The following is a 25,468-nucleotide window of genomic DNA, read 5'->3' as shown; positions in this document are numbered from 1 at the left end:
CCTTATAAATACGCAGGCAATGCTATTGCCTTAATGGTTGCGCAATATATAGATGGCTAGATGGCCTGTCAAACCGGATCGTTAGATCGTACTGGTATATGTAATATGAGTTGATTATGCTGGCAACTTATTTATTACTATCTCTTTTTCCGATGGAGTGGATATGTCGACAAACCGCTTAATCAGCAGCAAACGCTTTCTGCCGTTTTTTCTTACCCAGGCCAGCGGCGCTTTTAATGACAATGTATTTAAAAATGCCTTGATGTTAATGCTGACCTTTACCGCCGCCAGTGCGTTGCCGTGGGATACTAATTTAACCATGAATTTGGCAACGGGGCTGTTTATTCTGCCGTTTTTGTTGTTTTCTGCCACTGCCGGTGCACTGGCTGATGCAGTATGCAAAACCCAATTGATCCGTGCATTAAAGCTGCTGGAAATAGGCTTGATGCTGCTGGCTGCCGTAGCATTTTATTTTCAGCAATACCTGATGTTGCTGGGGCTGCTGTTTTTAATGGGCAGCCAATCGGCGTTTTTTGGCCCGGTAAAGTACGCCATTTTGCCGCAGTTACTCAGTGACAAGGAGCTGTTAGCCGGTAATGCCTGGGTAGAAATGGGCACCTTTGTGGCTATTTTGCTGGGCACCATTACCGGTGGCTTATTAGTAGGCCTGGCAGATGCACCGCTATGGGTGGGTGCTGTGGTGCTGCTGTTTTCGGTATTGGGGTATCTGATAAGCCGGCAGGTCCCGGCAGTTGGCGAGGTGCATAATGCCGATAAATTTCGTTTTGCGCCCTGGCAGCAAACCAAAGCGACTATCAGTATTAGTTATCAGAACCGTACTTTATACCTGTCTATTATGGCGATTAGCTGGTTTTGGTTTTTAGGTGCCAGCTATTTAACCCAGTTTCCCAATTTCACCAAAACCGCGCTTGGCGGTGACAATACCGTGGTTACGGCGCTGTTGGTGGCATTTTCAGTGGGGGTGGGCATCGGCTCTATGTTATGCGAGCGCTTATCCGGCGACAGGGTTGAGCTTGGTATAGTACCTATCGGTTCGCTTGGCTTAACGGTGTTTGGTATCAGCTTATTCTTTAGCAGCCCGGCTGTTTTGCCCGAAGAGCTGTCACCGGAGCAATTGTTAAGTTTACCGCAGTTTTTGGCTAGCGCTTTTGGATGGTGGGTATTAATTGATTTAACCTTGATTGGTATTTTCGGTGGCTTATTTATTGTGCCACTGTATGCATTGTTGCAACAGCGCGCCGAGCCGCAACAACGGGCGCGGGTGATTGCCGCCAACAATATTTTTAATGCATTGTTTATGGTGGTGAGCGCTATTGCCGGTATTGTGTTTTTAACTGTACTGGGCATATCTATTCCAGAGTATTTTTTAGTGCTGGCTATTATGAATGCCGTGGTGGCGCTGTATGTTTACAGTACAGTGCCGGAGTTTGTACTGCGGTTTGTTATTTATTTGCTTAGCCACACCATGTACCGGGTACGCAGCAAAGGGCTGGACCATATTCCGGCTGAAGGTGCGGCCGTGCTGGTTGCCAACCATGTTAGCTATGTTGATGCTTTGCTGATTGGTGGCGCTGTGCGCCGGCCAGTGCGTTTTGTAATGGAAAAAGCCATCTATGATTTACCGGTTGCCAACTGGCTGTTTAAAGCCGCCCGCACTATTCCTATTTGCTCAAAGCAAAAAAGTGAAGCGGTATATGAAGCCGCATTTGCTGCCATTAAGCGTGAGCTGGAAGAGGGCAATCTGGTATGTATTTTCCCGGAAGGGCGTTTAACCAAAAATGGTGAGATAGACAGCTTCCGTCCTGGTATTGAGCGTATTTTAGCTGAAACGCCGGTACCGGTGGTGCCAATGGCCTTGCAGGGCTTATGGGGCTCTTTTTTCAGCCATCATGGCAGTGGTGCTTTTAAGTTCAAAGGCCGGTTTTGGTCTAAAATAAAGCTGCACGCCAGCGAGGCATTACCGGCAACTGCTGCCACTGCGGCAGAGCTGGAGCGACAGGTGCGGTTATTGCGTGGTGATGCAGTGTAGCCGGGACGTTCTCAAGCAAAAATCACATCAGGTCAGGACGTGTATCGCAAAACTTCTTTTATGGGTTTAAGGAGATACACTATGAAACTGCTTTTTACCCTGTCTGTTGTTATCGGCGTTTCAGTTGCGGTTGGTTATGCACTGAATAACGCTCAGGGATATAACACTGAAATTTCGGCTCTGGCAGCAACACCGGCAGCCGAAAAGAATTACTTACCTGAAATTGCTCCCGTTGGCGCCACCTTATTGGACGGGCTGGGCGATTACAGCCTGCCGGTTACGACGGCTCATCCGCAGGTACAGCGCTGGTTTGATCAGGGCCTGATGTTAACTTACGGTTTTAATCATCAGGCCGCTGAACGCTCCTTTCTTAAAGCTGTTGAGCTGGATCCGCAGTGTGCAATGTGCTGGTGGGGGGCGGCATTAGTGCTGGGGCCACATGTTAATGCCGGTATGGACCCTGCAAACAACACGGCAGCATGGCAGCGGCTGCAGGCGGCACAAAACGTTGCGCATCTGGCCACGTCGTGGGAGCAGGCCTTTATTAAAGCATTGGCTGCACGCTATGCCGGGCAGCCGCCAGCCGACCGCTCCGCGCTGGATCAGGCATATGCCGGAGCGATGGCTGAGCTGGTCAGAAAACTACCGGACAAGCTTGACGCCGCCACCTTGTATGCTGAGTCTATGATGAATCTGCAGCCATGGGATTACTGGGATAGCGATGGTAAGCCGACCGGCAATACGGCAAAAATTGTGCAGGTGCTGGAAGATATTATTGCACGTAATGCCGATCATGCCGGAGCCCTGCATCTGTATATCCATGCGGTGGAAGCTTCAAATGAGCCGGAACGTGGCGTGCAGGCAGCAGATCGGCTGCGGACATTGATTCCCGTCTCAGGCCATCTGGTGCATATGCCGGCACATATTTATGCCAGGGTGGGCCGTTGGCATGATGCGGTGATTGCCAATCAACGGGCAATAGAGGCGGATAACAGCTATTTGGCTGCTTGCCGGCCCGGCCCCGGGGTGTATCCGCTGGGCTATGTGCCGCATAACCATCACTTTCTCTGGTTTGCCGCTACGATGACCGGTAACCGGCAGATAGCACTGGCAGCGGCTGAGTCCACTTCTGAGCGCACCAGTGATCCGCAATTGATGCGAATGGCCGGCATGGAAGCAATGCAAAATTTTGCTGTAACGCCACTGTTCGCGCAAGTCCGCTTCGGACAATGGCAGGCTATTTTGCAAACGCCGGAGCCCGCTGCCGATTTGCCTTATATGCAGGCGATCTGGCACTACGCGCAGGGGATGGCAGCGCTGCGCACCGGGCGCAGTGCTGATGCAAAAGCCCATCACAGTGCATTGCTGGCGCTGGTAACTGAGCCGGCGATAGCCGCTATGAAGGTGTGGGATCGTTACTCTCTTAGTCACGGTGTAACGTTGGCAGAGCGGGTGCTGGCTGCCGAACTGGCGTGGGCGGCAAAAGAGAAGAACCGCGCTTTGTCTGCGTTGCAACAAGCACTGGCGGTAGAAGATGAGTTGCCGTATGACGAGCCTCCTGCCTGGCATGCTCCGGTTCGCCAAACGCTGGGGGCTATGCTGTTAGAAGCAGGCCGGCCGGGTGAGGCAGAGCAGGCTTACCGGCAGGAATTGCGGCGTAATCCGGAAAATGGCTGGTCGTTATTCGGTTTGGAGCAAGCGCTGCGGGCACAGGATAAAAACCAGGAAGCAGATAGTGTAGCCGCACGCTTTAAGCAAGCCTGGGCGCATGCTGATATCACACTGACATCCTCCCGACTATAAAGTGTTATTCAGGTGCTGGCAGAGCAGAGAAATCGGCCGCCAGCTGAGCCGTATCCAGTGGCGCTTTCCAGTACGCTGCCATACGGCCCTGTGGGTCCAGTAATACAATGGCGGTTGAATGTTCGATGCTGTAATTGCCGGCAGTCGTTGACGGAATGCGCACCTGAGATAGTCCCAAGCTGTCCAGCAGGGTGCTGAGTTCAGCCGGCTTACCTGTCAGACCGATCCAGCGTGGTTGAAACCACTGCAGATATTGCTTCAGGCCGGCCGGGTTATCCCGCTCCGGGTCTACGGTGACAAAGATAACCTTGTGCTGATTTTGCACCGTCATTTGCTGTTCGGCTGCATGCAACTGACCAAGCGTTAGCGGGCAAATATCCGGGCAATAGGTAAAACCGGAAAACAGAATGGTCCAACTGCCATGTAAATCTGTGTTAGTAAAAGTGATGTTGTTCTGATCCAGTAGCATGAAGTCGGCCACAGGCCTTGGTGTCGGCAACACTGTGCCATATTGCAGTACTAATTCGCGTTCGGTTTTAGAACATGCCACCAGCATCAGCAGGCTTATCAGCGCACAAGGCAAGCTTCGTAACATCTTAACCTTACCTGCGAGGGAGAAATCAAAAGTATGTTTACAGTATTATTGGCAAACTACGCTATCGCAAGGCGGCGCGTTTCAGCTTGTACAATACTGTGCTTAACGCAATATTGACATCAAAGCTTGATTGGGGGCTGATCCGGCCGCATAACAATTGTCTAATGTTGGCGCAGGCCACAGTTTCGGAGGCAAGATGTTTAATTTTTCATTTCAAAACCCTACCCGTATCGTATTCGGCAAAGAGCAACTGGCGCAGTTAAGCAAACTTATTCCACCGGGCAGCAAAGTACTGCTGACCTATGGCGGCGGCTCCATTAAACACAACGGTGTTTACGATCAGGTAGTAAAAGCATTAGACGGTTTTGACTGGCAGGAATTTAGTGGCATAGAGCCAAACCCCGGCTTTGAGACTTTAATGCGGGCGGCTGATTTGGTGCGTCGTGAGAAAATTGATTTTCTGCTGCCGGTCGGTGGCGGCAGTGTTATTGACGGTAGCAAGTTTATTGCCGCTGCTGCAGTATTTGACGGTGACGCCTGGGATATTCTGGCTAAAGGTGCCAAAGTAACCGCTGCTATACCACTGGGTTGCGTGCTTACCTTACCGGCCACCGGCACCGAGAGCAACGGCAATTCGGTGGTCACCCGCTATGAAACGCAGCAAAAGCTGTCGTTCTCCAGTGCGCTGGTGTACCCGCAGTTTGCCATTTTAGACCCTACCGTCACCTTTAGCCTGCCGCCCAAACAGGTGGCCAATGGCGTAGTGGATGCCTTCGTGCATGTGATGGAGCAGTATATGACTTACCCGGTCAATGCACCGGTACAGGACCGTTTTGCTGAGGGCTTACTGCAAACCCTGATAGAAGAAGGCCCCAAAGCGCTGAGCCAGCCGGAGAATTACGATGTGCGCGCCAACGTAATGTGGGCGGCAACCATGGCACTAAACGGCCTGATTGGCCAGGGCGTACCGCAGGACTGGGCCACCCATATGATTGGCCACGAGATCACCGCCCTGTATGGCCTCGATCACGCCCAGACATTAGCGATAGTGTTGCCGTCACTGTTGCAGCAACAACGCGGACAAAAGCGCGACAAGCTACTGCAATATGGCCGCCGGGTCTGGCAATTACAGCATCAGGATGAAGAGCGCTTAATTGACGATGCGATTAACCATACCTGTGCCTTTTTCGAGCAAATGGGCGTACCGACCCGTTTAGCCGATTACGGCATTAAAGCCGATGCTGTCGATAAGCTGGTAGCAGCGCTGCAAGCGAACGGTATGCTGAAGTTAGGTGAGCACGGTGATATTACTCCGGATATCTCGCGGCAGATTTTGCAGCGCGCGGTGTAAGCTTTTGCTTTGTTGCTCTTGCTTTACTTAGGGAGGGTTGTATCCCTGATGGGGCGACACAGAGTGTCTGAGTCTTTACGAAGTAAAGACGAGTTGCTGTGGCGAGCCCGGCAGGCGTTACAACCTGGACTGCTGCAATGATGATAAGAAAACCTAAGTTTTAGCTATAAAGATGGCTATTTTACTTCCCCCTGCAGGCGGCTTTTGCTCTAATAGCCGCCATTATTACTTTTACACAGAGCCAGATTATGCCATCTATCGGGATCTTTGGTGCTAACGGCCGCATGGGCCGGGCGTTAATTACTGTTGCTAAAGAGCAACAACTACACCTGACAGCCGCCACAGTACGTGCCGGCTCAGATCTTATCGGTGTTGATGCCGGCGAGCTGGCAGGTGTGGGTAAGCTGGGTTTACCCCTTAGTGCAACCGGCACCGGCAGTATTAATAATGCCGATATCTGGGTTGATTTCACTATGCCCGAGGCCATGCTGGCGCATCTTGAGCTGGCGGTAGCGGCAAAAAAAGCCATGGTAATAGGCGTTACCGGCTTAACCGATGCGCAATACCAGCAGGTGCAGCAAGCCAGCCAGCAGATTCCGATTGTCTGGGCACCGAATATGAGTGTAGGTGTAAACCTGCTGCTGCATTTGGTACAAACTGCCGCCAAAGTAATGGGACAAACCGCAGATATTGAAATTATTGAAGCACATCACCGCTTTAAAAAAGATGCGCCATCGGGCACGGCTATGGCGATTGGCGCCAGCATCGCCAAAGCGCTGGACCGCGATTTGGCTAAGGTTGCCGTGTATGGCCGCGAAGGTATTACCGGCGAGCGTGAGCAGCAAACTATCGGCTTTGCCACCGTGCGTGGCGGTGACATTATTGGCGACCATACCGCCTTATTTGCTGATTTAGGCGAAAGGCTGGAAATAAGCCACAAAGCGTCCAGCCGTAATACCTTTGCCCAAGGCGCACTGCGCGCTGCTCTGTGGTTGCAAAATAAACAGAGTGGACTTTATTCTATGCAACAAGTGTTAGGTTTAGCTGATTTAAGCTAGCTTTTTGCGCTATTAAGGTTAAAAACAGGCTAAAGTTGTCATTTGTAATAAAATTCAAAAAAAGCATAGCTTATCCAGCGCTGATCGCCTAAAATAGTCAGGTTTGCCTAAGGCAAATCGGGTATCACATTTTGGGTCAAAACGGGTTGTAAAACAGTGTCAGGTTTTCGCCCGTTTTTTGCTGTTTGGAGGTTATCTTGACTAAGTCCGCCCTGCTCGTACTGGAAGACGGCACCGTATTTCGCGGTACAGCCATTGGCGCTGAAGGAGTTTCTGTAGGTGAAGTGGTGTTTAACACTTCCATGACCGGGTATCAGGAAATATTAACTGATCCCTCATACGCAGAACAAATCGTTACTCTCACTTATCCACACATTGGCAATACCGGTACTAACCCTGAGGATGAAGAATCCGGACAAATTTGGGCCAGGGGCCTGATAATCCGTGACCTTCCGCTTCTTGCCAGTAATTTCCGTAACCAACTCTCTCTTAGTCAGTATTTAACACAACATAATATTCTCGGCATCGCCGATATCGATACCCGTAAGTTAACCCGTATTTTACGTGAAAAAGGTGCCCAGAACGGTTGCATTATCGCTGGCGATAACCCGGATGAAGCTAAAGCACTTGAGCTGGCTAAAGGCTTCCCCGGCTTGTCAGGCATGGACTTAGCTAAAGAAGTTAGCGTGAAACAAGCTTACCAGTGGACTGAAGGCAGCTGGCAGCTAGGTGAAGGCCATCGCGCAGCCGCGCCGCAGCAGTTCCATGTAGTGGCGTATGATTTTGGCGTAAAACGCAATATTCTGCGCATGCTGGCCGACCGTGGCTGTAAGTTGACGGTAGTACCGGCACAAACGTCAGCGGCTGATGTACTGGCGCTGAACCCGGATGGTATCTTTTTATCTAACGGCCCCGGCGACCCGGCTCCTTGTACTTATGCCATCGAGGCGATTAAAACCTTCCTTGAAACCGACATTCCGGTGTTTGGTATCTGTTTAGGCCATCAGTTGCTGGCACTGGCCAGTGGCGCGCAAACGGTGAAAATGACGGTCGGCCACCATGGTGGTAACCACCCGGTGCAGAATCTGGACACTAAACGGGTATTGATTACGGCGCAAAACCACGGTTTTGCCGTGGATGAAGCCAGCTTACCGGCCAATTTACGCGCCACCCATAAATCGTTGTTTGACGGCACCTTACAGGGCATACATCGTACCGACAAACCGGCGTTTAGCTTCCAGGGCCACCCTGAAGCCAGCCCGGGTCCGCACGAAGCCTCTGAGCTGTTCGACCACTTTATTGCTTTGATGCGTAAGCACAACGCCTGAGCCGACAACGAATTACGGAGATTTAGCAGCAATGCCAAAACGTACAGATTTAAATAGCATTCTGATTTTAGGCGCCGGCCCGATCGTGATTGGCCAGGCCTGTGAATTTGACTATTCAGGTGCCCAGGCCTGTAAAGCGTTAAAAGAAGAAGGCTACCGCGTTATTCTGGTGAACTCGAACCCGGCCACCATTATGACTGACCCGGAAATGGCCGATGCCACCTACATTGAGCCGATTCACTGGCAGGTAGTGGAAAAAATTATTGAAAAAGAGCGGCCCTGTGCCGTGTTGCCTACCATGGGCGGCCAGACTGCACTGAACTGTGCGCTGGACTTGGAACGCCATGGTGTACTGGCAAAATACAATGTCGAGATGATTGGCGCTACTGCTGACGCTATCGACAAAGCTGAAGACAGAAGCCGCTTTGATAAAGCCATGCGCTCTATCGGCCTGGCGTGCCCACGTGCCGGCTTAGCCCACTCCATGGATGAAGCTTACCAGGTACTGGAAGACATTGGCTTTCCGTGCATTATCCGGCCGTCGTTCACTATGGGTGGCTCCGGCGGTGGTATTGCTTATAACCGCGAAGAGTTTGAAGAAATTTGTACCCGTGGGCTGGATTTATCGCCTACCAAAGAGCTGTTGATTGACGAGTCGTTAATCGGCTGGAAAGAGTATGAAATGGAAGTGGTGCGCGATAAAAACGATAACTGCATTATCGTTTGTGCCATTGAAAACTTCGACCCTATGGGCGTACACACCGGTGACTCTATCACCGTAGCGCCGGCGCAAACGTTGACCGACAAAGAATACCAGATCATGCGCAATGCCTCGTTAGCGGTACTGCGTGAAATCGGCGTTGAAACCGGTGGTTCAAACGTACAGTTTGGTATTAACCCGGTGGATGGCCGTATGGTGATCATTGAGATGAACCCGCGGGTGTCGCGCTCATCTGCACTGGCTTCAAAAGCGACCGGCTTTCCTATTGCCAAAGTGGCTGCCAAGTTGGCCATTGGCTATACGCTGGACGAGCTGGCCAACGACATTACCGGCGGTAGAACTCCGGCGTCGTTTGAACCGAGCATCGACTACGTGGTTACCAAGGTGCCGCGTTTTAACTTTGAAAAGTTTGCCGGTGCTAATGATCGCTTAACCACCCAGATGAAGTCAGTCGGTGAGGTAATGTCAATTGGCCGCAACCAGCAGGAATCGCTGCAAAAAGCGCTGCGCAGCCTTGAAATTGGCGTTTGCGGTTTAGATCCGATTATCGATATCACCTTGCCGGAAGCCAAAGATAAAATTATCCGTGAATTAAAAGAGCCGGGCTCGCACCGCATTTGGTATATCGCCGATGCGTTCCGCTTTGGCATGAGCATGGATGAGATTTTCACCCTAACCAATATTGACCGCTGGTTCCTGGTGCAAATTGAAGATTTGGTCAAAGAAGAGCAACTGCTGAGCAAAGACGGCTTTGCCGCGCTGGACGAAGCGCGGTTAAAACGCTTAAAACGCAAAGGCTTTGCCGATAAGCGTATTGCCGATGTGTTAGGGGTTAGCGAAAACGAAGTACGCAAAAAGCGTTACGGCTATAAGTTGCACCCGGTGTATAAGCGGGTAGATACCTGTGCGGCAGAATTTGCCTCTAACACCGCTTACATGTACAGCAGCTACGATGAAGAGTGTGAAGCGCTGCCTACCCAACGCGATAAAATTATGATTATCGGTGGCGGGCCGAACCGTATCGGCCAGGGTATCGAGTTCGATTACTGCTGTGTGCACGCCTCACTGGCGCTGCGCGAAGACGGCTTTGAAACCATCATGGTTAACTGTAACCCGGAAACCGTGTCTACCGATTACGACACGTCAGACCGGTTATACTTTGAGCCCATCACGCTGGAAGACGTACTGGAAATTGTGCGTAAAGAGCAGCCTAAAGGCGTTATCGTGCAATACGGTGGCCAAACGCCACTGAAATTAGCCCGCGCACTGGAAGCCAACGGCGTGCCAATTATTGGTACCTCGCCGGACGCTATCGACCGCGCAGAAGACCGTGAGCGTTTCCAGCAAGCGGTAGAGCGTTTAGGCTTAAAGCAGCCGAAAAACGCCACTGTAACCAGTATGGAAGAAGCGATTGCCAAGGCGCCGGAAATTGGCTTCCCGATGGTCGTGCGCCCGTCTTATGTCCTGGGTGGCCGCGCGATGGAAATCGTCTATGACGAGCAGGACCTGCGCCGTTATATGACCGATGCCGTTAGCGTATCGAATGATTCACCGGTACTGCTGGATAACTTCCTTGATGATGCGATTGAAGTTGACATCGATGCCATCTGTGATGGCAAAGAGGTAGTGATTGGCGGCATTATGGAACACATCGAACAAGCCGGTGTACACTCCGGCGACTCGGCCTGTTCACTGCCACCGCACAGCCTGAGCAAAGAAATCCAGGACGTCATGCGCGAGCAGGTGCGTAAGCTGGCGATGGAGCTGGGTGTGGTCGGTCTGATGAACACCCAGTTTGCGGTAAAAGATAACGAAGTGTACTTAATTGAAGTTAACCCGCGTGCTGCCCGTACTGTGCCCTTTGTTTCAAAGGCCACCGGTGTGGCGGTTGCCAAAGTGGGAGCCCGCTGTATGGCCGGCAAATCGCTGGCTGAACAGGGCGTAACCAAAGAAATTATTCCGCCGTTTTTCTCGGTAAAAGAAGTGGTTATCCCGTTTAACAAATTCCCGGGTGTGGATCCGATCCTTGGCCCTGAGATGCGTTCAACCGGTGAAGTCATGGGCGTGGGTGATACCTTCGAGCAAGCCTTTGCTAAAGGCCAGTTGGGTGCCAGTACCTTAATTCCAACTGGTGGTCGTGCCTTGCTTTCAGTACGCGACAGCGATAAAGTGCGCGTAGTTGAACTGGCAAAACGTATGGTTGAAAAAGGCTTTGAGCTGGATGCTACCGGCGGTACCGCCAAGGCATTGCAGGCTGCAGGTATTGCTTGCCGCACGGTAAATAAGGTGTCTGAAGGCCGTCCGCATATTCTGGATCGCATTAAAAACGGTGAATACAGCTATATTGTTAATACGACTGATGGCCGTCAGGCGATTGAAGATTCTAAAGTCATTCGCCGCGGTGCGCTGCAGTACAAAGCTAACTACACCACGACATTAAATGCTGCCTTTGCTACGGTAAAATCGAACGCCGCCAGTGCGTTTGAAAACGTAGCCTCAGTGCAGGAACTACATAAGAGAGTTAACGGATGAGTGCAATTCCGATGACAGTGCAGGGCGCAGAACGTTTGCGCGCTGAGCTGCATGAACTTAAATCAGTAAAACGGCCGGCAATTATTCAGGCCATTGCCACAGCACGTGAGCACGGCGATTTAAAAGAAAACGCCGAGTACCACGCAGCCCGTGAGCAACAGGGCTTTTGCGAAGGCCGCATTCAGGATATTGAAGCCAAGCTGTCTAATGCACAGATTATTGATATCAGCAAGTTACCCAATACCGGCAAGGTTATTTTTGGTAGTACTGTGACTATTCTGAATCTGGATACAGAGGAAGAAGTGACCTACCGTATTGTGGGTGATGATGAAGCCGATATCAAAAATAACCTGATCTCGGTAAATTCGCCGATAGCGCGCGGCTTAATCGGCAAAACGGCTGATGATGTCGTAAATATCACTACGCCAAAAGGTGTAGTTGAGTTTGAAATTACCGCAGTGCAATATATCTGAGTTCTGAACCCAACAAAAAAGCGCCTGACGGCGCTTTTTTTATGTTTAATATGTACTCAGCCGCGTGGCAACTGGATTTTTTTCGCTTCGCTTTGCCGGAATAACACCAGGGTTTTGCCTATTATCTGGACTTTTTCGGCTTTGGTTTCACGGATAATGGCATCCATAATCAGTACTTTTTGTTCGCGATCTTCAGTGGGTACTTTTACTTTAATCAACTCGTGAAAGTTCAGTGCAACTTCAATCTCGGCTACCACACCTTCGGTCAGGCCGTTGCCACCCAGCAGGATCACCGGCTTAAGATCATGGGCTTTTGCTTTTAAAAATTGTTTCTGTTTGTTGGTTAAACTCATAAAATGACTATTTCCGAAGATAACGCTTGAATTTGCGTTATTGTAGCGCCATCTAACGCATAACACTAATCAAGAGTGAAAGCATGACCAAGAAAAAACGCTCTGCCAGTTCAACCCGTTGGTTGAAAGAGCATTTCGATGATCAGTTTGTACAAAAAGCACAAAAGTTAGGCCTGCGTTCACGTGCAGCGTTTAAACTGGAAGAGATAAACCAGCAGGACAAACTGATAAAACCTGCTATGACAGTAGTGGATTTAGGCTCAGCACCGGGCAGTTGGTCTCAGTTTTGTGTTGGTCTTGTCGGTAGCAAAGGTACCGTGATAGCCTGTGACATTCTGCCTATGGATCCGATTAACGGTGTCAGTTTCCTGCAGGGAGACTTTCGTGATGAAGCAGTATTAAACGCATTGCTGAGCCGGATCGGCGGTCAGAACGTAGATGTGGTATTGTCTGATATGGCGCCAAATATGAGTGGCAATGACACTACAGATCAGGCAAGGTCGGTGTATCTGGTGGAACTGGCGCTTGATATGTGTCACAAAGTGTTGAAGCAAAATGGCAGTTTTGTGGTCAAAGTATTTCAGGGTGATGGCTTCGAGCAATTTTTAAAAGATGTGCGCGCCGCCTTTACCACTGTAAAAATTCGTAAGCCCGATTCGTCCCGTGCGCGTTCACGAGAGACATATATCGTGGCGACCGGCTTCAAAGTCTAGTAAAGTAGCCGGGTAATTATCTATTTATCGGTAAGAAGAGGTTATAACCTTGAGTGACATGGCAAAGAATCTGATTGTCTGGTTAGTGATCGCCGTCGTATTAATGTCGGTGTTTAACAGCTTTGGCCCCGGCGACAGTACCGACCGGCAAACCAGTTATACTCAGTTTATCAACGAGGTAAATCAGGGCCAGATCCGCGAGGTGAAGGTTGAGCGTTCTGGTGTGATTACCGGCGTAAAACGCAGCGGTGACCGCTTCGAAACAGTGATCCCTGGTGGCTATGATGAAAAGCTGCTGGATGACCTGATTAAAAATGATGTCAGAACCTTAGGCAGTAAACCGGAAGAAAGCAGCTTGCTGGGTACTATTCTGTTGTCCTGGGGCCCAATGCTGCTGCTTATCGGCGTGTGGATCTTCTTTATGCGCCAGATGCAGGGCGGCGGTGGCAAAGGTGCCATGTCGTTTGGCAAAAGCAAAGCGCGCCTGATGGGTGAAGATCAGATCAAAACTACTTTTGCTGATGTTGCCGGTTGTGACGAAGCGAAAGAAGAGGTTTCTGAACTGGTTGATTACCTGCGTGATCCATCCCGTTTCCAAAAGCTGGGTGGTAAAATTCCGACCGGTATTTTAATGGTTGGCCCTCCGGGTACTGGTAAAACCTTGTTAGCCAAAGCCATTGCCGGTGAAGCCAAAGTACCTTTCTTCACTATTTCAGGTTCAGACTTCGTTGAAATGTTTGTGGGTGTTGGTGCATCCCGTGTGCGCGATATGTTTGAACAAGCCAAAAAAGCGGCACCTTGTATTATCTTTATCGATGAGATTGATGCAGTAGGGCGCCAGCGTGGTGCCGGTTTAGGCGGTGGCCATGATGAGCGTGAGCAAACCTTAAACCAGATGCTGGTTGAAATGGATGGCTTTGATGGTAATGAAGGTATTATTGTTATTGCCGCAACTAACCGCCCTGACGTACTGGACCCTGCGCTACTGCGCCCCGGCCGTTTTGACCGTCAGGTCGTGGTAGGTTTGCCGGATGTAAAAGGCCGCGAGCAAATCTTAAAAGTACATATGCGTAAAGTACCGCTGGCTGAAGGGGTAGAGCCATCAGTTATTGCACGTGGTACGCCGGGTTTTTCCGGTGCCGATTTAGCCAACCTGGTTAATGAAGCTGCGCTGTTTGCCGCCCGGGGCGGTCGCCGTGTAGTGTCTATGGATGAGTTTGAAAAAGCCAAAGACAAGATCATGATGGGCGCAGAACGCCGCTCTATGGTAATGACAGAAAAAGAAAAAGAAATGACAGCTTATCATGAAGCAGGTCATGCTATTGTCGGCCGTTTGGTGCCGGATCACGACCCGGTTTACAAAGTGAGTATTATTCCGCGTGGCCGTGCTTTGGGGGTCACCATGTACTTACCTGAGCGCGACCGTGTATCGCACAGCAAACGCTTGCTGGAGAGTATGATCAGTTCGTTGTTCGGTGGCCGGATAGCCGAAGAAGTGATTTACGGTTTTGAATCTGTCACTACCGGTGCGTCGAACGATATTGAACGGGCTACAGATCTGGCACGTAAGATGGTTACACAGTGGGGTTTCTCAGAGAAGCTTGGCCCATTACTGTACGCCGATGAAGAAGGTGAAGTATTCCTTGGCCGCTCGGTCAGTAAAAATAAGCATATGTCGGAAGATACTGTTAAAGCCATTGATGCTGAAATTCGTAACTTTATTGACCGTAACTACGACAGAGCGAAAAAGCTGATTGAAGAAAACATGGACATCCTGCATGCAATGAAAGATGCATTGATGAAGTATGAAACCATAGATGCCAGACAGATTGACGATCTGATGGCACGGCGCGAAGTACGGCAGCCGGAAAACTGGGAACCTCGCGATAAGCCGGGCTCAGACGACAAGCCGGATAGCAAAGTCAGCCAGGATGATGATGCAGCCGTTCCGGGTAAACCATCAGAAGGTAACCTGCACTAAATCTGCTGTATTTAGCTAAATTAAAGCCCCGGTTATGCCGGGGTTTATTTTTACTGCCAAAGCCAAAATATCTGTTACAGGAGCCAATATGCTGTTGTCCTTGCCCCGCCAGCGCAAGCTGGATTTAAGTCGCCCACAGGTTATGGGTATTTTAAATATCACGCCGGATTCATTCTCCGATGGCGGTAAACATCAGCAACTGGACGCTGCACTACGTCAGGCAGAGCAAATGCTGTCAGACGGTGCCGTAATTTTAGATATTGGTGGCGAATCTACCCGCCCGGGTGCTGCAGATGTAACAGAGCAGGAGGAACTAAGCCGGGTTATACCGGTAATTGAGGTAATCCGCCAACGTTTTGATTGTGCAATTTCTGTTGACACCAGTAAGGCCGGGGTGATGTCAGCTGCGGTTCAGGCTGGTGCCGATATTATTAATGATGTCAGGGCCTTGCTGGAACCTGGAGCTTTAAAGGTCGCTATTGCCGCTGATGTACCGGTATGCCTGATGCATATGCAGGGAGCGCCGCGTAGTATGCAGCATTCACCGCAATATCAGCAGGTGGTGGCAGAGGTGAAGCAGTTTTTATTAGACCGGGCTTCTGCCTGTGAACAGGCTGGTATGCGCCGGCAACATATTATTCTTGACCCCGGTTTTGGTTTTGGTAAAAGCCTGAGCCATAACTATTTATTGTTGCAGCAGCTGGCACAGTTTACCTGTTCCGGCTACCCGGTACTGGCGGGTATGTCGCGTAAGTCAATGATTGGTCAATTACTGAACATACCGGTGAATGAGCGTTTGGCAGGCAGTCTGGCCTGCGCTACTATTGCAACATTACAAGGGGCCCGGATAATCCGGGTGCATGATGTTAAAGAAACAGTGCAGGCGGTCAGGGTAGTGACAGCAATGCAGTATGGAGCATAAAGGATGAGCAGAAAGTATTTTGGTACTGATGGCGTGCGTGGCCGGGTAGGTGAGTTTCCTATTACACCCGAATTTGCCATGAAGTTAGGCTGGGCCGCTGGCCGGGTGTTGTCACAACGCGGCACCCGCAAAGTCTTAATTGGTAAAGATACGCGTATCTCCGGTTATTTATTAGAAACAGCATTGGAAGCCGGTTTAATTGCTGCCGGTATTAATGTGCGCTTGTTAGGGCCAATGCCAACGCCGGCTGTCGCCTATTTAACCCGCACATTCCGGGCTGAGGCAGGCATTGTGATCAGTGCTTCGCACAACCCTTACTATGATAACGGTATTAAGTTTTTCTCTGCTGATGGCACTAAGCTACCCGATGACGTTGAGCTGGCGATAGAGCACGAACTGGAACAGCCGATGGTATGTGAATCATCTGAGAAACTGGGTAAAGCCCAGCGTATCGATGACGCTGCCGGACGTTATATTGAGTTTTGTAAAAGCCACTTACCTAACCATTTATCGTTAAGCGGCATGACAATTGTTATCGATTGTGCTCATGGCGCCACTTATCATATAGCGCCAGCAGTATTTAAAGAATTGGGTGCTGAAGTAATAGTCATTGGTGCCAGCCCGGATGGGTTAAATATTAACGATAATTGTGGCGCCACCCATACTGAGCTATTGCAGAAAACCGTGGTTGAGCGTAGCGCTGACTTAGGTATTGCCTATGACGGCGATGGTGACAGGGTAATGATGGTTGATCATACCGGCCGGCTTATTGATGGTGATGAAATTGTTTATATCATTGCCCGTGCTGCCAAAGAGCAAAATAAACTGCAAGGCGGTGTGGTTGGTACCTTAATGAGTAACCTGGGGTTAGAGCTGGCACTTAAGCAGTTGGATATCCCGTTTGCCCGCAGCGCTGTTGGCGACCGTTATGTAATGGAACTGCTACGCGAGAACAACTGGCGCATTGGTGGTGAAAACTCAGGCCATGTACTGAATTTAGATCATACCTGTACCGGTGACGGTATTATTGCTTCTTTACAGGTACTTGCAGCAATGATCGAAGCGGGTATGACACTGGCTGAGTTTAGCCAGGGTATGCATAAACTGCCACAGGTACTGGTAAACGTGAAGTTTGAAAAAGGCACTGCTCCGCTGGAAAAACAGCATGTGAAACAGGTTATTGCAGACGTTGAGGCTAAACTGAATGGTTCAGGCAGGGTACTGATCCGTAAAAGCGGTACTGAGCCATTGATCCGGGTAATGGTAGAAGGCGAAGATGCAACTGAAGTAAGGCAGTATGCCGAGCAAATAGCCGCTGCGGTAAAAATCGCCAGTTGATTGTCCAAATACGCCATTAAAGCTTGTTTGCACCGGCGTGGTTGGTTAATATCGCGCCCGTCTAATTACAGGGATACAGCACCATGCAACGCACACCACTGATAGCCGCGAACTGGAAGATGAACGGTTCAGCCGCACTGGTTGAGGAGATGGTCGGGGTGTTAACGGCACTGCCGTTAACCGAACAAGCTGTTGTAGTGTGCCCGCCAGCTACGCTGTTAACACACTTCCCGGCATCGTGTAATTTTGCGCTTGGCGGACAAACCTTAAGCCATGAAATAAGCGGCGCTTTTACCGGTGAACTCAGTGCTGATTTATTGCAGGAAGCCGGAGCCAGTTATGTTATTGTCGGCCATTCAGAGCGGCGTGCGTTAAACGGTGAAAGCGATGAGCTTATAGCCGCTAAGCTGGCGAGGGCTGTTGCTGCAGGTTTAACGCCTATATTATGTGTCGGTGAATCTGCAACCGAGCGCCAGCAAGAAAAAACGCAGCAGGTTCTTGCGCGGCAACTTGATGCGGTGTATGCTTCGCAGCCCGAATTACTGGCGAAATCAGTGATTGCATATGAACCAATATGGGCCATAGGCACAGGTGAGTCGGCCACGCCGGAACAGGCGCAAACGACCCATGCTTTTATCCGGCAACATCTGGCCAGGTACAATACGCAATCAGCAGTAAGGGTAAAATTATTGTATGGCGGCAGTGTTAATGCAGACAATTTTACTGCATTATTTCGCCAAGCCGACATAGACGGTGCGCTGGTAGGTGGTGCGAGCCTCAAACCAGCAGAATTTGCGCAAATTTGCCTTGCAGTTACAAAAGGTGCAAAGGAATAAGCATGTACGAAGTTTTGATAGTAGTTTATTTGTTAGTTGCCATAGCATTAATCGGTTTGGTGTTAATTCAGCATGGTAAAGGTGCTGATATGGGAGCAGCTTTCGGCGCCGGTGCTTCTGCAACCGTGTTTGGCTCGTCAGGTACCGGTAATTTTCTTACCAAGACCACTACGGTGCTGGCCACTATATTTTTTGTGTTAAGTATTGTGCTGGGTAATTACAGTGCAGGTAGCAAAAAAGTAGACGCCTGGGATGATTTATCAGTACCCGTTACTGAGCAGGCAGCGCCGAAAAAAGATGACACCAGCGATATCCCTGTAGGTAACTAATCCTCTTAATTTAGCCGAGGTGGTGAAATTGGTAGACACGCTATCTTGAGGGGGTAGTGTCTTCGGACGTGCGGGTTCAAGTCCCGCTCTCGGCACCAAATTTATCGGTAGTTTGCCAAGGCAATGCTTGCGATAAACCAGTCAGCGCTATATAATAAGCGCCAATTACGGACGCGGGATGGAGCAGCCTGGTAGCTCGTCGGGCTCATAACCCGAAGGTCGTCGGTTCAAATCCGGCTCCCGCAACCAACTTCTGATGAAGTGATTAGATTTTCAATTAACATTGGCGATATGTTAATTGATTGGATGCCCATTCGCCCCGCTAGTTCGGGGCGTTTTCGTATCTGCAGACTCAGTTTTACGCAGTAATGGGCTAAACGCCCTTTTTTTATTTACTGTTGTTGCCGCTGTTACTGGCTAAGTAACCTGCCACAGCAGAATTTCCGGAGGTCTCGTTGACTAAGCAAGAACAGACACTGACAGAGTTATTGCTGCCAACAGTTGAAGCTGCAGGCTTTGAGTTGTTGGGGCTGGAATTGGTGCAGGCTGGTCGTCATTCAACTTTACGGCTGTATATTGATCACGCTGATGGTGTCAATGTTGACGATTGCGCGTTGGTCAGTCGTGAAGTGAGTGCCATTTTAGATGTGGAAGATCCGATAACCAATGAGTACCTGCTTGAGGTATCGTCACCAGGCTTGGATCGGCCATTGTTTACACCTGCACATTTTCTGGCGGTGGTAGGGCAAAAAATTGAAGTAAAACTGGCTATTCCTCAGGATGGCCGGCGTAAGTTTAAAGGCGTACTAACAGCTATTGAAGACGATATGTTGATAGTGGAAGTAGATGGCAAACCCTATCGTTTGCTGATGGATAACGTAGATAAAGCAAACGTGGTACCGGTGTTTTAAGGTATCGGGGCAAAGCGAGGCAACAAGCAATGGCAAAAGAAATATTATTAGTTGTTGATGCAGTTTCAAACGAAAAATCCGTGCCACGGGAGAAAATCTTCCAGGCACTGGAGTTTGCACTGGCAGCGGCCACCAAGAAAAAGAATGAAGGTGATATTGAAGTTCGCGTGAGTATTGACCGTAAAACCGGTGCTTACGAAACATTCCGCCGCTGGCAGGTTATTCCGGACGATCAGGTGCAGGAGCATCCGTACCGTGAGATGACATTATCAGCAGCGCAGTACGACGACCCTTCGGTACAGGTTGGCGATTACTACGAAGAGCAAATTGACTCTATCGAGTTTGACCGTATCACCACCCAGATGGCCAAGCAGGTAATTGTACAAAAAGTACGTGAAGCTGAGCGTTCACAGGTAGTAGAAGCCTATATTGACCAGGTGGGTGAATTAGTTACCGGCGTGGTGAAGAAAGTAAACCGTGACAGCATTATTGTTGATTTAGGCAACAACGCCGAGGCGATGTTAGGCCGTGACGAAATGCTACCGCGTGAAACCTACCGCCCCGGCGATCGTATCCGTGCATTGTTATTTGAAGTAAAACCGGAAGCGCGTGGTGCGCAGCTGTTTTTAAGCCGTTCACGCCCGGAAATGCTGTTGGAACTATTCCGTATTGAAGTGCCTGAAATCGGCGAAGAGATGATTGAACTGCGTGGTGCGGCCCGGGATCCGGGGGCACGTGCCAAGATCGCAGTGAAAAGCAATGACCGTCGTATCGACCCGGTGGGTGCTTGTGTTGGTATGCGTGGTTCACGTGTGCAGGCCGTATCGAACGAGCTGGCCGGTGAGCGGGTTGATATCGTACTGTATGACGATAACGATGCGCAGTTTGTTATCAATGCTATGGCTCCGGCTGAAGTGGCGTCTATCATCGTTGATGAAGACACGCATTCAATGGATATCGCGGTAGAAGACGCTAATCTGGCGATGGCCATTGGCCGTAACGGTCAGAACGTACGTTTAGCCAGCCAGCTTACCGGCTGGGAGCTGAACGTAATGTCAGTGAGCGCCATGAAGCAAAAACACCAGGAAGAAACTGCCAAGGTTCGTCAGGTATTTGTTGACGCCCTGGAAATTGATGAAGACTTTGCCGACGTGCTGGTAGATGAAGGTTTCTCCACGCTGGAAGAAATTGCTTATGTGCCCATCAGCGAGTTGTTAAGTATTGATGGTTTGGACGAAGCCACAGTGGAAGAACTGCGTAGCCGTGCCAAAGCAGTATTAACCACCCGCGCTCTGGCCAGTGAAGAATCACTGGAAGACGCGCAACCAACAGAAGCGCTGTTAGCGCTGAAAGAATTAGATACCCATACGGCCTATGTTCTGGCCAGTAAAGGGGTAACAACGTTAGACGACCTGGCAGAGCTGGGTGTAGACGATTTACTGGAAATAGCGCCAATGTCGGAACAGCAAGCCGCCGACCTGATCATGGCAGCCCGTAATATCGTTTGGTTTAGCGAAGAAAATAAGTAGTCAACGGAGGTAACAACACAAATGGCAGAAGTCACTATAGAAAAGCTAGCCAGTGATGTCGGTACTACTGTTGAGCGGTTAGTGCAGCAATTCGCTGATGCCGGGATCAGTAAAGCAGCCGGTCAGGTAGTCAGCGAAGATGAGAAAAAATCCCTGCTGGAACATTTAAGTGCTCAGCATGGCGGTAAGTCGGCAGAACCTGCGCGTTTAACATTAAAACGCAAAGAAAAAACCACGCTGAGCGTAGCGGGTGGCGCAGGTCGCAACCGCGAAATTCAGGTTGAAGTGCGTAAGCAAAAAACTTACGTGAAAAAGCCGATGATTGACGAAGCAACATTAAAAGCGCAGGAAGAAGCTCGTGTAGCTGAAGAGAAAGCCCGCGCAGAAGCTGAGCAGGCACGTGCAGAAGCAGACCGTAAAGCTAAAGAAATTGCTGCAGCTAAAGCGAAAGAAGAAGCCGAGCGCAAAGCCGCTGAGGCTAAACGCCGCGAAGATGCTAAGCAGGCACAGTTGTTGAAAGACGATCCGGAAGAAGCGGCCCGTCGTGCAGCAAAAGAAGAAGCCCGTAAAGAAGCCGAACGCATTCGTCAGCAGCAGGAAGCTGAAGCACTGCGTAAACTGGAAGAAGAAGCTGCTAAGCAGGCAGAAGCAGCACGCAAGCTGGCAGAAGAAAACGGCGAGCGTTGGGCACAGGAAGAGAAATCCAAACCAACGGATACCGATGATTATCACCTGACAAGCAACGAGTTTGCTAAACAGGCTGAAGACGAAGTAGACGCTAAAGAAGAACGCGCTGGCCGTCGTGGCGCCGGTAAAAAAGCGCCGGTTGTTAAAGGCAAGAAAAAAGACGATGCCAATGACAAAGAAGCCTTTAACCGCGCTAACCGTCATTCAAAGAAAAAGAAAACCCCAACCAGTATGCAGCATGGTTTTAATAAACCTGCCCAGCCGGTTGAGCGTGAAGTAAAAATTGGCGAAACCATCACTGTGGCTGAATTAGCTGCCAAGATGGCGGTTAAAGCGTCTGAAGTAATTAAAGTCATGATGAAAATGGGGGCTATGGCAACCATTAACCAGGTCATTGATCAGGAAACTGCGGCTATTGTCTGTGAAGAAATGGGCCACAAGTTTACCCTGACCAAAGAAAATGAGCTGGAAGAAGCGGTAATGTCTGACCGTCAGGGCGAAGGCGATCTGGAGCCTCGTGCACCGGTAGTAACGGTTATGGGCCACGTTGACCACGGTAAAACCTCATTACTGGATTACATCCGTAAAGCGAAAGTTGCCGCCGGTGAAGCAGGTGGTATTACCCAGCATATTGGTGCTTATCATGTTGAAACTGACCGCGGTATGGTGACTTTCCTTGATACACCAGGCCACGCGGCGTTTACCTCAATGCGTGCCCGTGGTGCCAAGGCAACCGATATTGTTATTCTGGTTGTTGCAGCCGATGATGGCGTAATGCCGCAAACCAAAGAAGCTATCCAGCACGCTAAAGCTGCCGGTGTGCCAATTGTGGTTGCTGTAAACAAAATGGATAAGCCGGAAGCTGATCCGGACCGGGTACGCAACGAGCTGTCACAGTACGACGTTATTTCTGAAGAGTGGGGCGGTGATACGCAGTTTGTACCGGTGTCGGCAAAATCAGGCATGGGTATTGATGACTTGCTTGAAGCCATTCTGAACCAATCTGAGCTGCTGGAATTAAAAGCTGTGAAGCAGGGTTTAGCCCGCGGTGTGGTTATTGAATCACGCCTGGACAAAGGCCGTGGCCCGGTAGCATCTATCCTGGTACAGGAAGGTACGCTGAAACAGGGCGAAATCGTGCTGTGTGGTTTTGAATACGGCCGTGTCCGTGCGATGCGCGACGAAAACGGTAAAGAAATTAAAACCGCCGGCCCGTCAATTCCGGTAGAAATCTTAGGTTTATCCGGTGTGCCGCAAGCGGGTGATGAAGTGACAGTGGTTAAAGACGAGCGTAAAGCACGTGAAGTAGCACTGTATCGTCAGGGTAAATTCCGTGATGTTAAGTTAGCGCGTCAGCAGAAGTCTAAGCTGGAGAATATGTTTGCTAACATGACTGAAGGCGATGTATCAGAGCTGAACATCGTATTAAAAGCCGATGTACAGGGCTCGGTCGAAGCGATTACCGAATCACTGATGAAATTATCAACTGATGAAGTAAAAGTGAAAATTGTTGGCTCAGGCGTAGGTGGTATCACTGAAACTGACGTGACACTGGCTGCAGCATCTTCGGCTATTATCATCGGCTTCAACGTGCGTGCTGATGGTTCTGCGCGTAAACTGGTTGAAGACGAAGGCCTGGATTTACGTTACTACGGTATCATTTATGAGCTGTTAGACGAAGTTCGCGCGGCAATGACCGGTATGCTGGCTCCGGAGTTCAAACAGCAAATCATCGGCCTGGCGCAGGTGCGGCACGTATTCCGTTCACCTAAGTTTGGCGCTGTTGCCGGTTGTATGGTTACAGAGGGTGTCATTAAACGTAATGCCCCTATCCGGGTACTGCGTGATAACGTGGTTATCTTTGAAGGCGAATTGGAATCGCTGCGTCGCTTTAAAGATGACGTTAGTGAAGTACGTAACGGCTTTGAATGCGGTATCGGCGTGAAGAACTACAACGATGTGCGCGAAGGCGATCAGATCGAAGTATTTGAAGTAATACAGGTTGAACGCACCCTGTAACAGGCACGCAATACTAAAACAGGGGCCTTTGGCCCCTGTTTTGTCTGCAACAGACAATGGAAATAATGTTATGAGTAAAGAATTCTCGCGCGTCGACAGACTGTCGCAGCAAATGAAAAAAGAAATGGCGGTGATCCTGCAACGCGAAATTAAAGATCCGCGTCTGCACAGCATGATCACCGTATCAGACGTAGAAGTGTCACGCGATTTATCCCACGCCAAAGTGTTTGTCACCTTTTTAGGCCTTGCCGGTGATAAGGTTGAAGATAACCTTAAGATCCTCAACGATGCCTCTGGTTTTGTCCGCAGCTTAATTGGCAAACGTATTCAGGCACGTATTGTGCCGCATATCCGCTTTGCCTTTGATGAATCATTAAACGAAGGTATCCGCATGGCCACACTGGTTAGTAACGCCCGGGCAGAGGATGACCGGCGCAGGTTACAGTCTGGCCAGGCACTGGATGATGTGGTTGATGCTGCAGACAGTTCAGAAAATGACAGCGACGAGCCGGCAAACTAATGGCACGGAAAAATGCCCGGGCCGTAAACGGCATTTTGTTACTAGATAAACCGCTGGAAGTGAGCAGCAACGGTATTTTGCAGCGTGTGCGCTGGCTGTTTCAGGCACAAAAAGCCGGCCATACCGGTGCGCTGGACCCTATGGCGTCGGGTTTACTGCCAATCTGTTTTGGTGAGGCTACCAAGTTCAGCCAGTTTTTGCTTGATACCGATAAAACCTATCTGGTAACGGCTAACTTTGGTATCCGTACCAGTACCAGTGATATTGAAGGCGAAGTAATCAGTGAAAAGCCGGTGCAGTTCAGTCAGGCGGCTCTGGAGCAGGCGTTAACGGCGTTTCGCGGTGATATTTTGCAGGTGCCTACCATGTTTTCGGCCCTTAAATACCAGGGCCAGCCGCTATACCGCTATGCCCGGCAGGGCATTACCGTACCGCGAGAAGCCCGGCCAATCAGTATTTTCCGCTTTGAGCTGCTGAAGTTCAGTGGCAGCACTGCCGATTTTATTGTGCACTGCTCTAAGGGCACCTATATCCGTACGCTAATAGATGACCTGGGCGAAGCGCTGGGCTGCGGTGCCCATGTTGGTGCTTTGCATCGTACACAGGTTGGGCCTTTTAGCGCAGCGCAAATGGTTACACCGCCACAGCTTGATGCACTGGCAGAGCAATGCCATAGCAGTGGTGATTTTAGTGATATGGATGCGCTGTTGTTACCACTGGATGCCGGTATTGCAGATATGCCTAAGCTGGCCCTGACAGAGCAGGAGCAGTACCGGTTGCAGCATGGCCAGAACTGCCAGCTGGCAGCCGGGGATATTGCGGCGGTAAAATTGCACGGGCCGGATGATAACTTCTTTGGTATTGGCCAGGTGCAGCAAGGTGTACTGAGTTCACGGCGCTTACTTAATACGGCGGCATTGCAATAGGTACTGCACAGAAACGCCTTGTAAAAAGGCCGTAAAATGCTATGATACGCCGGATTTTTTTGGGGTCTGCTGGATGAGTGATCGGCGATTCCCTGACTATAGTTCACTCACATTTGGAGTTAAATATGTCTTTAAGCGCTGCTGATAAAGCAAAAATTGTTGCTGACTATGCTGTTAAGCAAGGCGACACAGGTTCACCGGAAGTACAGGTAGCCCTGTTAACTGCGTCTATTAACCACCTGCAGGGCCATTTCGCCGAGCACAAACATGACTTCCACTCACGTCGTGGTTTGTTACGTATGGTTAGCCAGCGTCGTAAGTTACTGGATTACTTAAAAGGTAAAGACCAGAGCCGTTACGCAACACTGATTGAGCGTTTAGGCTTACGCCGTTAATCGGTTTAAGTAAAAAAGGGGCTTTAAGCCCCTTTTTTAATTCAGCTTGCCAGAGTGCAGACTATTTTTCACCAAAGTTAACGATTGACTGAACTATC

21 protein-coding genes and 2 tRNA genes are annotated in these 25,468 nt (G+C 50.0%); 21 read left to right on the top strand and 2 right to left on the bottom strand.

All coding sequences use genetic code 11. The annotated features are described in order from the left end of the window. The first annotated feature begins 163 nt into the window (after window positions 1-163). Window positions 164-2,050: an MFS transporter gene (locus J3B89_RS01420; RefSeq protein WP_215395729.1), complete on the top strand. Its 1,887-nt coding sequence runs from the start codon at window positions 164-166 to the stop codon at window positions 2,048-2,050. An 81-nt stretch (window positions 2,051-2,131) separates the two neighbouring features. Continuing rightward, the gene (locus tag J3B89_RS01415; protein ID WP_215395728.1) at window positions 2,132-3,853 is read left to right on the top strand and encodes a hypothetical protein; all 1,722 of its coding nucleotides are present in this window, start codon (window positions 2,132-2,134) and stop codon (window positions 3,851-3,853) included. Window positions 3,854-3,857: 4 nt separating this feature from the next. Here J3B89_RS01415 and J3B89_RS01410 read toward each other — a convergent pair whose 3' ends face one another. Further along, complete coding sequence (locus tag J3B89_RS01410; RefSeq protein WP_215395727.1) at window positions 3,858-4,448, bottom strand: SCO family protein; 591 nt, start codon at window positions 4,446-4,448, stop codon at window positions 3,858-3,860. Between the two features lie 196 nt (window positions 4,449-4,644). Here J3B89_RS01410 and J3B89_RS01405 point away from each other — a divergent pair, with 196 nt between their 5' ends. The 5 genes from J3B89_RS01405 (at window position 4,645) to greA (ending at window position 11,911) form a co-directional block, all read left to right on the top strand. Next, complete coding sequence (locus J3B89_RS01405; RefSeq protein ID WP_215395726.1) at window positions 4,645-5,799, top strand: iron-containing alcohol dehydrogenase; 1,155 nt, start codon at window positions 4,645-4,647, stop codon at window positions 5,797-5,799. A 248-nt stretch (window positions 5,800-6,047) separates the two neighbouring features. Next, entirely contained in the window at window positions 6,048-6,857 is an 810-nt protein-coding gene (gene dapB / locus J3B89_RS01400) for a 4-hydroxy-tetrahydrodipicolinate reductase (protein ID WP_215395725.1), read from the top strand. Between the two features lie 197 nt (window positions 6,858-7,054). Continuing rightward, entirely contained in the window at window positions 7,055-8,185 is a 1,131-nt protein-coding gene (gene carA / locus J3B89_RS01395) for a glutamine-hydrolyzing carbamoyl-phosphate synthase small subunit (RefSeq protein WP_215395724.1), read from the top strand. Window positions 8,186-8,216: 31 nt separating this feature from the next. Then, entirely contained in the window at window positions 8,217-11,438 is a 3,222-nt protein-coding gene (gene carB, locus J3B89_RS01390; protein WP_215395723.1) for a carbamoyl-phosphate synthase large subunit, read from the top strand. Continuing rightward, on the top strand, window positions 11,435-11,911 hold the full coding sequence (gene greA, locus J3B89_RS01385; protein ID WP_215395722.1) for a transcription elongation factor GreA: 477 nt from the start codon (window positions 11,435-11,437) through the stop codon (window positions 11,909-11,911). The genes carB and greA overlap by 4 nt, the downstream gene beginning before the upstream one ends. A 56-nt stretch (window positions 11,912-11,967) precedes the next feature. Here the strand turns inward: greA and yhbY are convergent, their stop codons facing one another. Then, entirely contained in the window at window positions 11,968-12,264 is a 297-nt protein-coding gene (gene yhbY, locus J3B89_RS01380; RefSeq protein ID WP_215395721.1) for a ribosome assembly RNA-binding protein YhbY, read from the bottom strand. 83 nt (window positions 12,265-12,347) lie between these two features. Here yhbY and rlmE point away from each other — a divergent pair, with 83 nt between their 5' ends. The 14 genes from rlmE (at window position 12,348) to rpsO (ending at window position 25,370) form a co-directional block, all read left to right on the top strand. Next, on the top strand, window positions 12,348-12,977 hold the full coding sequence (rlmE, locus tag J3B89_RS01375; RefSeq protein ID WP_215395720.1) for a 23S rRNA (uridine(2552)-2'-O)-methyltransferase RlmE: 630 nt from the start codon (window positions 12,348-12,350) through the stop codon (window positions 12,975-12,977). 49 nt (window positions 12,978-13,026) lie between these two features. Further along, entirely contained in the window at window positions 13,027-14,958 is a 1,932-nt protein-coding gene (gene ftsH / locus J3B89_RS01370) for an ATP-dependent zinc metalloprotease FtsH (protein WP_215395719.1), read from the top strand. Between the two features lie 88 nt (window positions 14,959-15,046). Further along, the gene (gene folP / locus J3B89_RS01365; protein WP_215395718.1) at window positions 15,047-15,880 is read left to right on the top strand and encodes a dihydropteroate synthase; all 834 of its coding nucleotides are present in this window, start codon (window positions 15,047-15,049) and stop codon (window positions 15,878-15,880) included. Between the two features lie 3 nt (window positions 15,881-15,883). After that, window positions 15,884-17,218: a phosphoglucosamine mutase gene (gene glmM, locus J3B89_RS01360; protein WP_215395717.1), complete on the top strand. Its 1,335-nt coding sequence runs from the start codon at window positions 15,884-15,886 to the stop codon at window positions 17,216-17,218. Window positions 17,219-17,301: 83 nt separating this feature from the next. Then, entirely contained in the window at window positions 17,302-18,054 is a 753-nt protein-coding gene (tpiA, locus tag J3B89_RS01355) for a triose-phosphate isomerase (RefSeq protein WP_215395716.1), read from the top strand. 2 nt (window positions 18,055-18,056) lie between these two features. Then, window positions 18,057-18,383: a preprotein translocase subunit SecG gene (secG, locus tag J3B89_RS01350; RefSeq protein ID WP_215395715.1), complete on the top strand. Its 327-nt coding sequence runs from the start codon at window positions 18,057-18,059 to the stop codon at window positions 18,381-18,383. Between the two features lie 13 nt (window positions 18,384-18,396). Continuing rightward, window positions 18,397-18,481: transfer RNA gene (locus J3B89_RS01345), tRNA-Leu, on the top strand. Between the two features lie 74 nt (window positions 18,482-18,555). Then, a tRNA-Met gene (locus J3B89_RS01340) sits at window positions 18,556-18,632 on the top strand. 206 nt (window positions 18,633-18,838) lie between these two features. After that, complete coding sequence (gene rimP / locus J3B89_RS01335; RefSeq protein WP_092794600.1) at window positions 18,839-19,294, top strand: ribosome maturation factor RimP; 456 nt, start codon at window positions 18,839-18,841, stop codon at window positions 19,292-19,294. Between the two features lie 29 nt (window positions 19,295-19,323). After that, complete coding sequence (nusA, locus tag J3B89_RS01330) at window positions 19,324-20,823, top strand: transcription termination factor NusA (RefSeq protein WP_215395714.1); 1,500 nt, start codon at window positions 19,324-19,326, stop codon at window positions 20,821-20,823. A gap of 21 nt (window positions 20,824-20,844) precedes the next feature. Continuing rightward, the gene (gene infB, locus J3B89_RS01325) at window positions 20,845-23,529 is read left to right on the top strand and encodes a translation initiation factor IF-2 (RefSeq protein ID WP_215395713.1); all 2,685 of its coding nucleotides are present in this window, start codon (window positions 20,845-20,847) and stop codon (window positions 23,527-23,529) included. Between the two features lie 70 nt (window positions 23,530-23,599). After that, a complete protein-coding gene (gene rbfA / locus J3B89_RS01320; RefSeq protein WP_215395712.1) occupies window positions 23,600-24,049 on the top strand; it encodes a 30S ribosome-binding factor RbfA in 450 nt (149 codons plus the stop codon). Beyond that, a complete protein-coding gene (truB, locus tag J3B89_RS01315) occupies window positions 24,049-24,975 on the top strand; it encodes a tRNA pseudouridine(55) synthase TruB (protein WP_215395711.1) in 927 nt (308 codons plus the stop codon). The genes rbfA and truB overlap by 1 nt, the downstream gene beginning before the upstream one ends. 125 nt (window positions 24,976-25,100) lie before the next feature. Continuing rightward, window positions 25,101-25,370 (top strand): 30S ribosomal protein S15, encoded by a 270-nt coding sequence (gene rpsO / locus J3B89_RS01310; RefSeq protein ID WP_068228924.1) that lies wholly within the window; start codon window positions 25,101-25,103, stop codon window positions 25,368-25,370. Window positions 25,371-25,468 lie beyond the last annotated feature (98 nt).

Origin of the sequence: Rheinheimera oceanensis (assembly GCF_018831085.1) — a bacterium.
Taxonomy (GTDB): Bacteria; Pseudomonadota; Gammaproteobacteria; order Enterobacterales; family Alteromonadaceae; genus Alishewanella; species Alishewanella oceanensis.
Note: the sequence above shows the minus strand (reverse complement) of the source record. Positions and strands in the feature narration are given on the sequence as shown.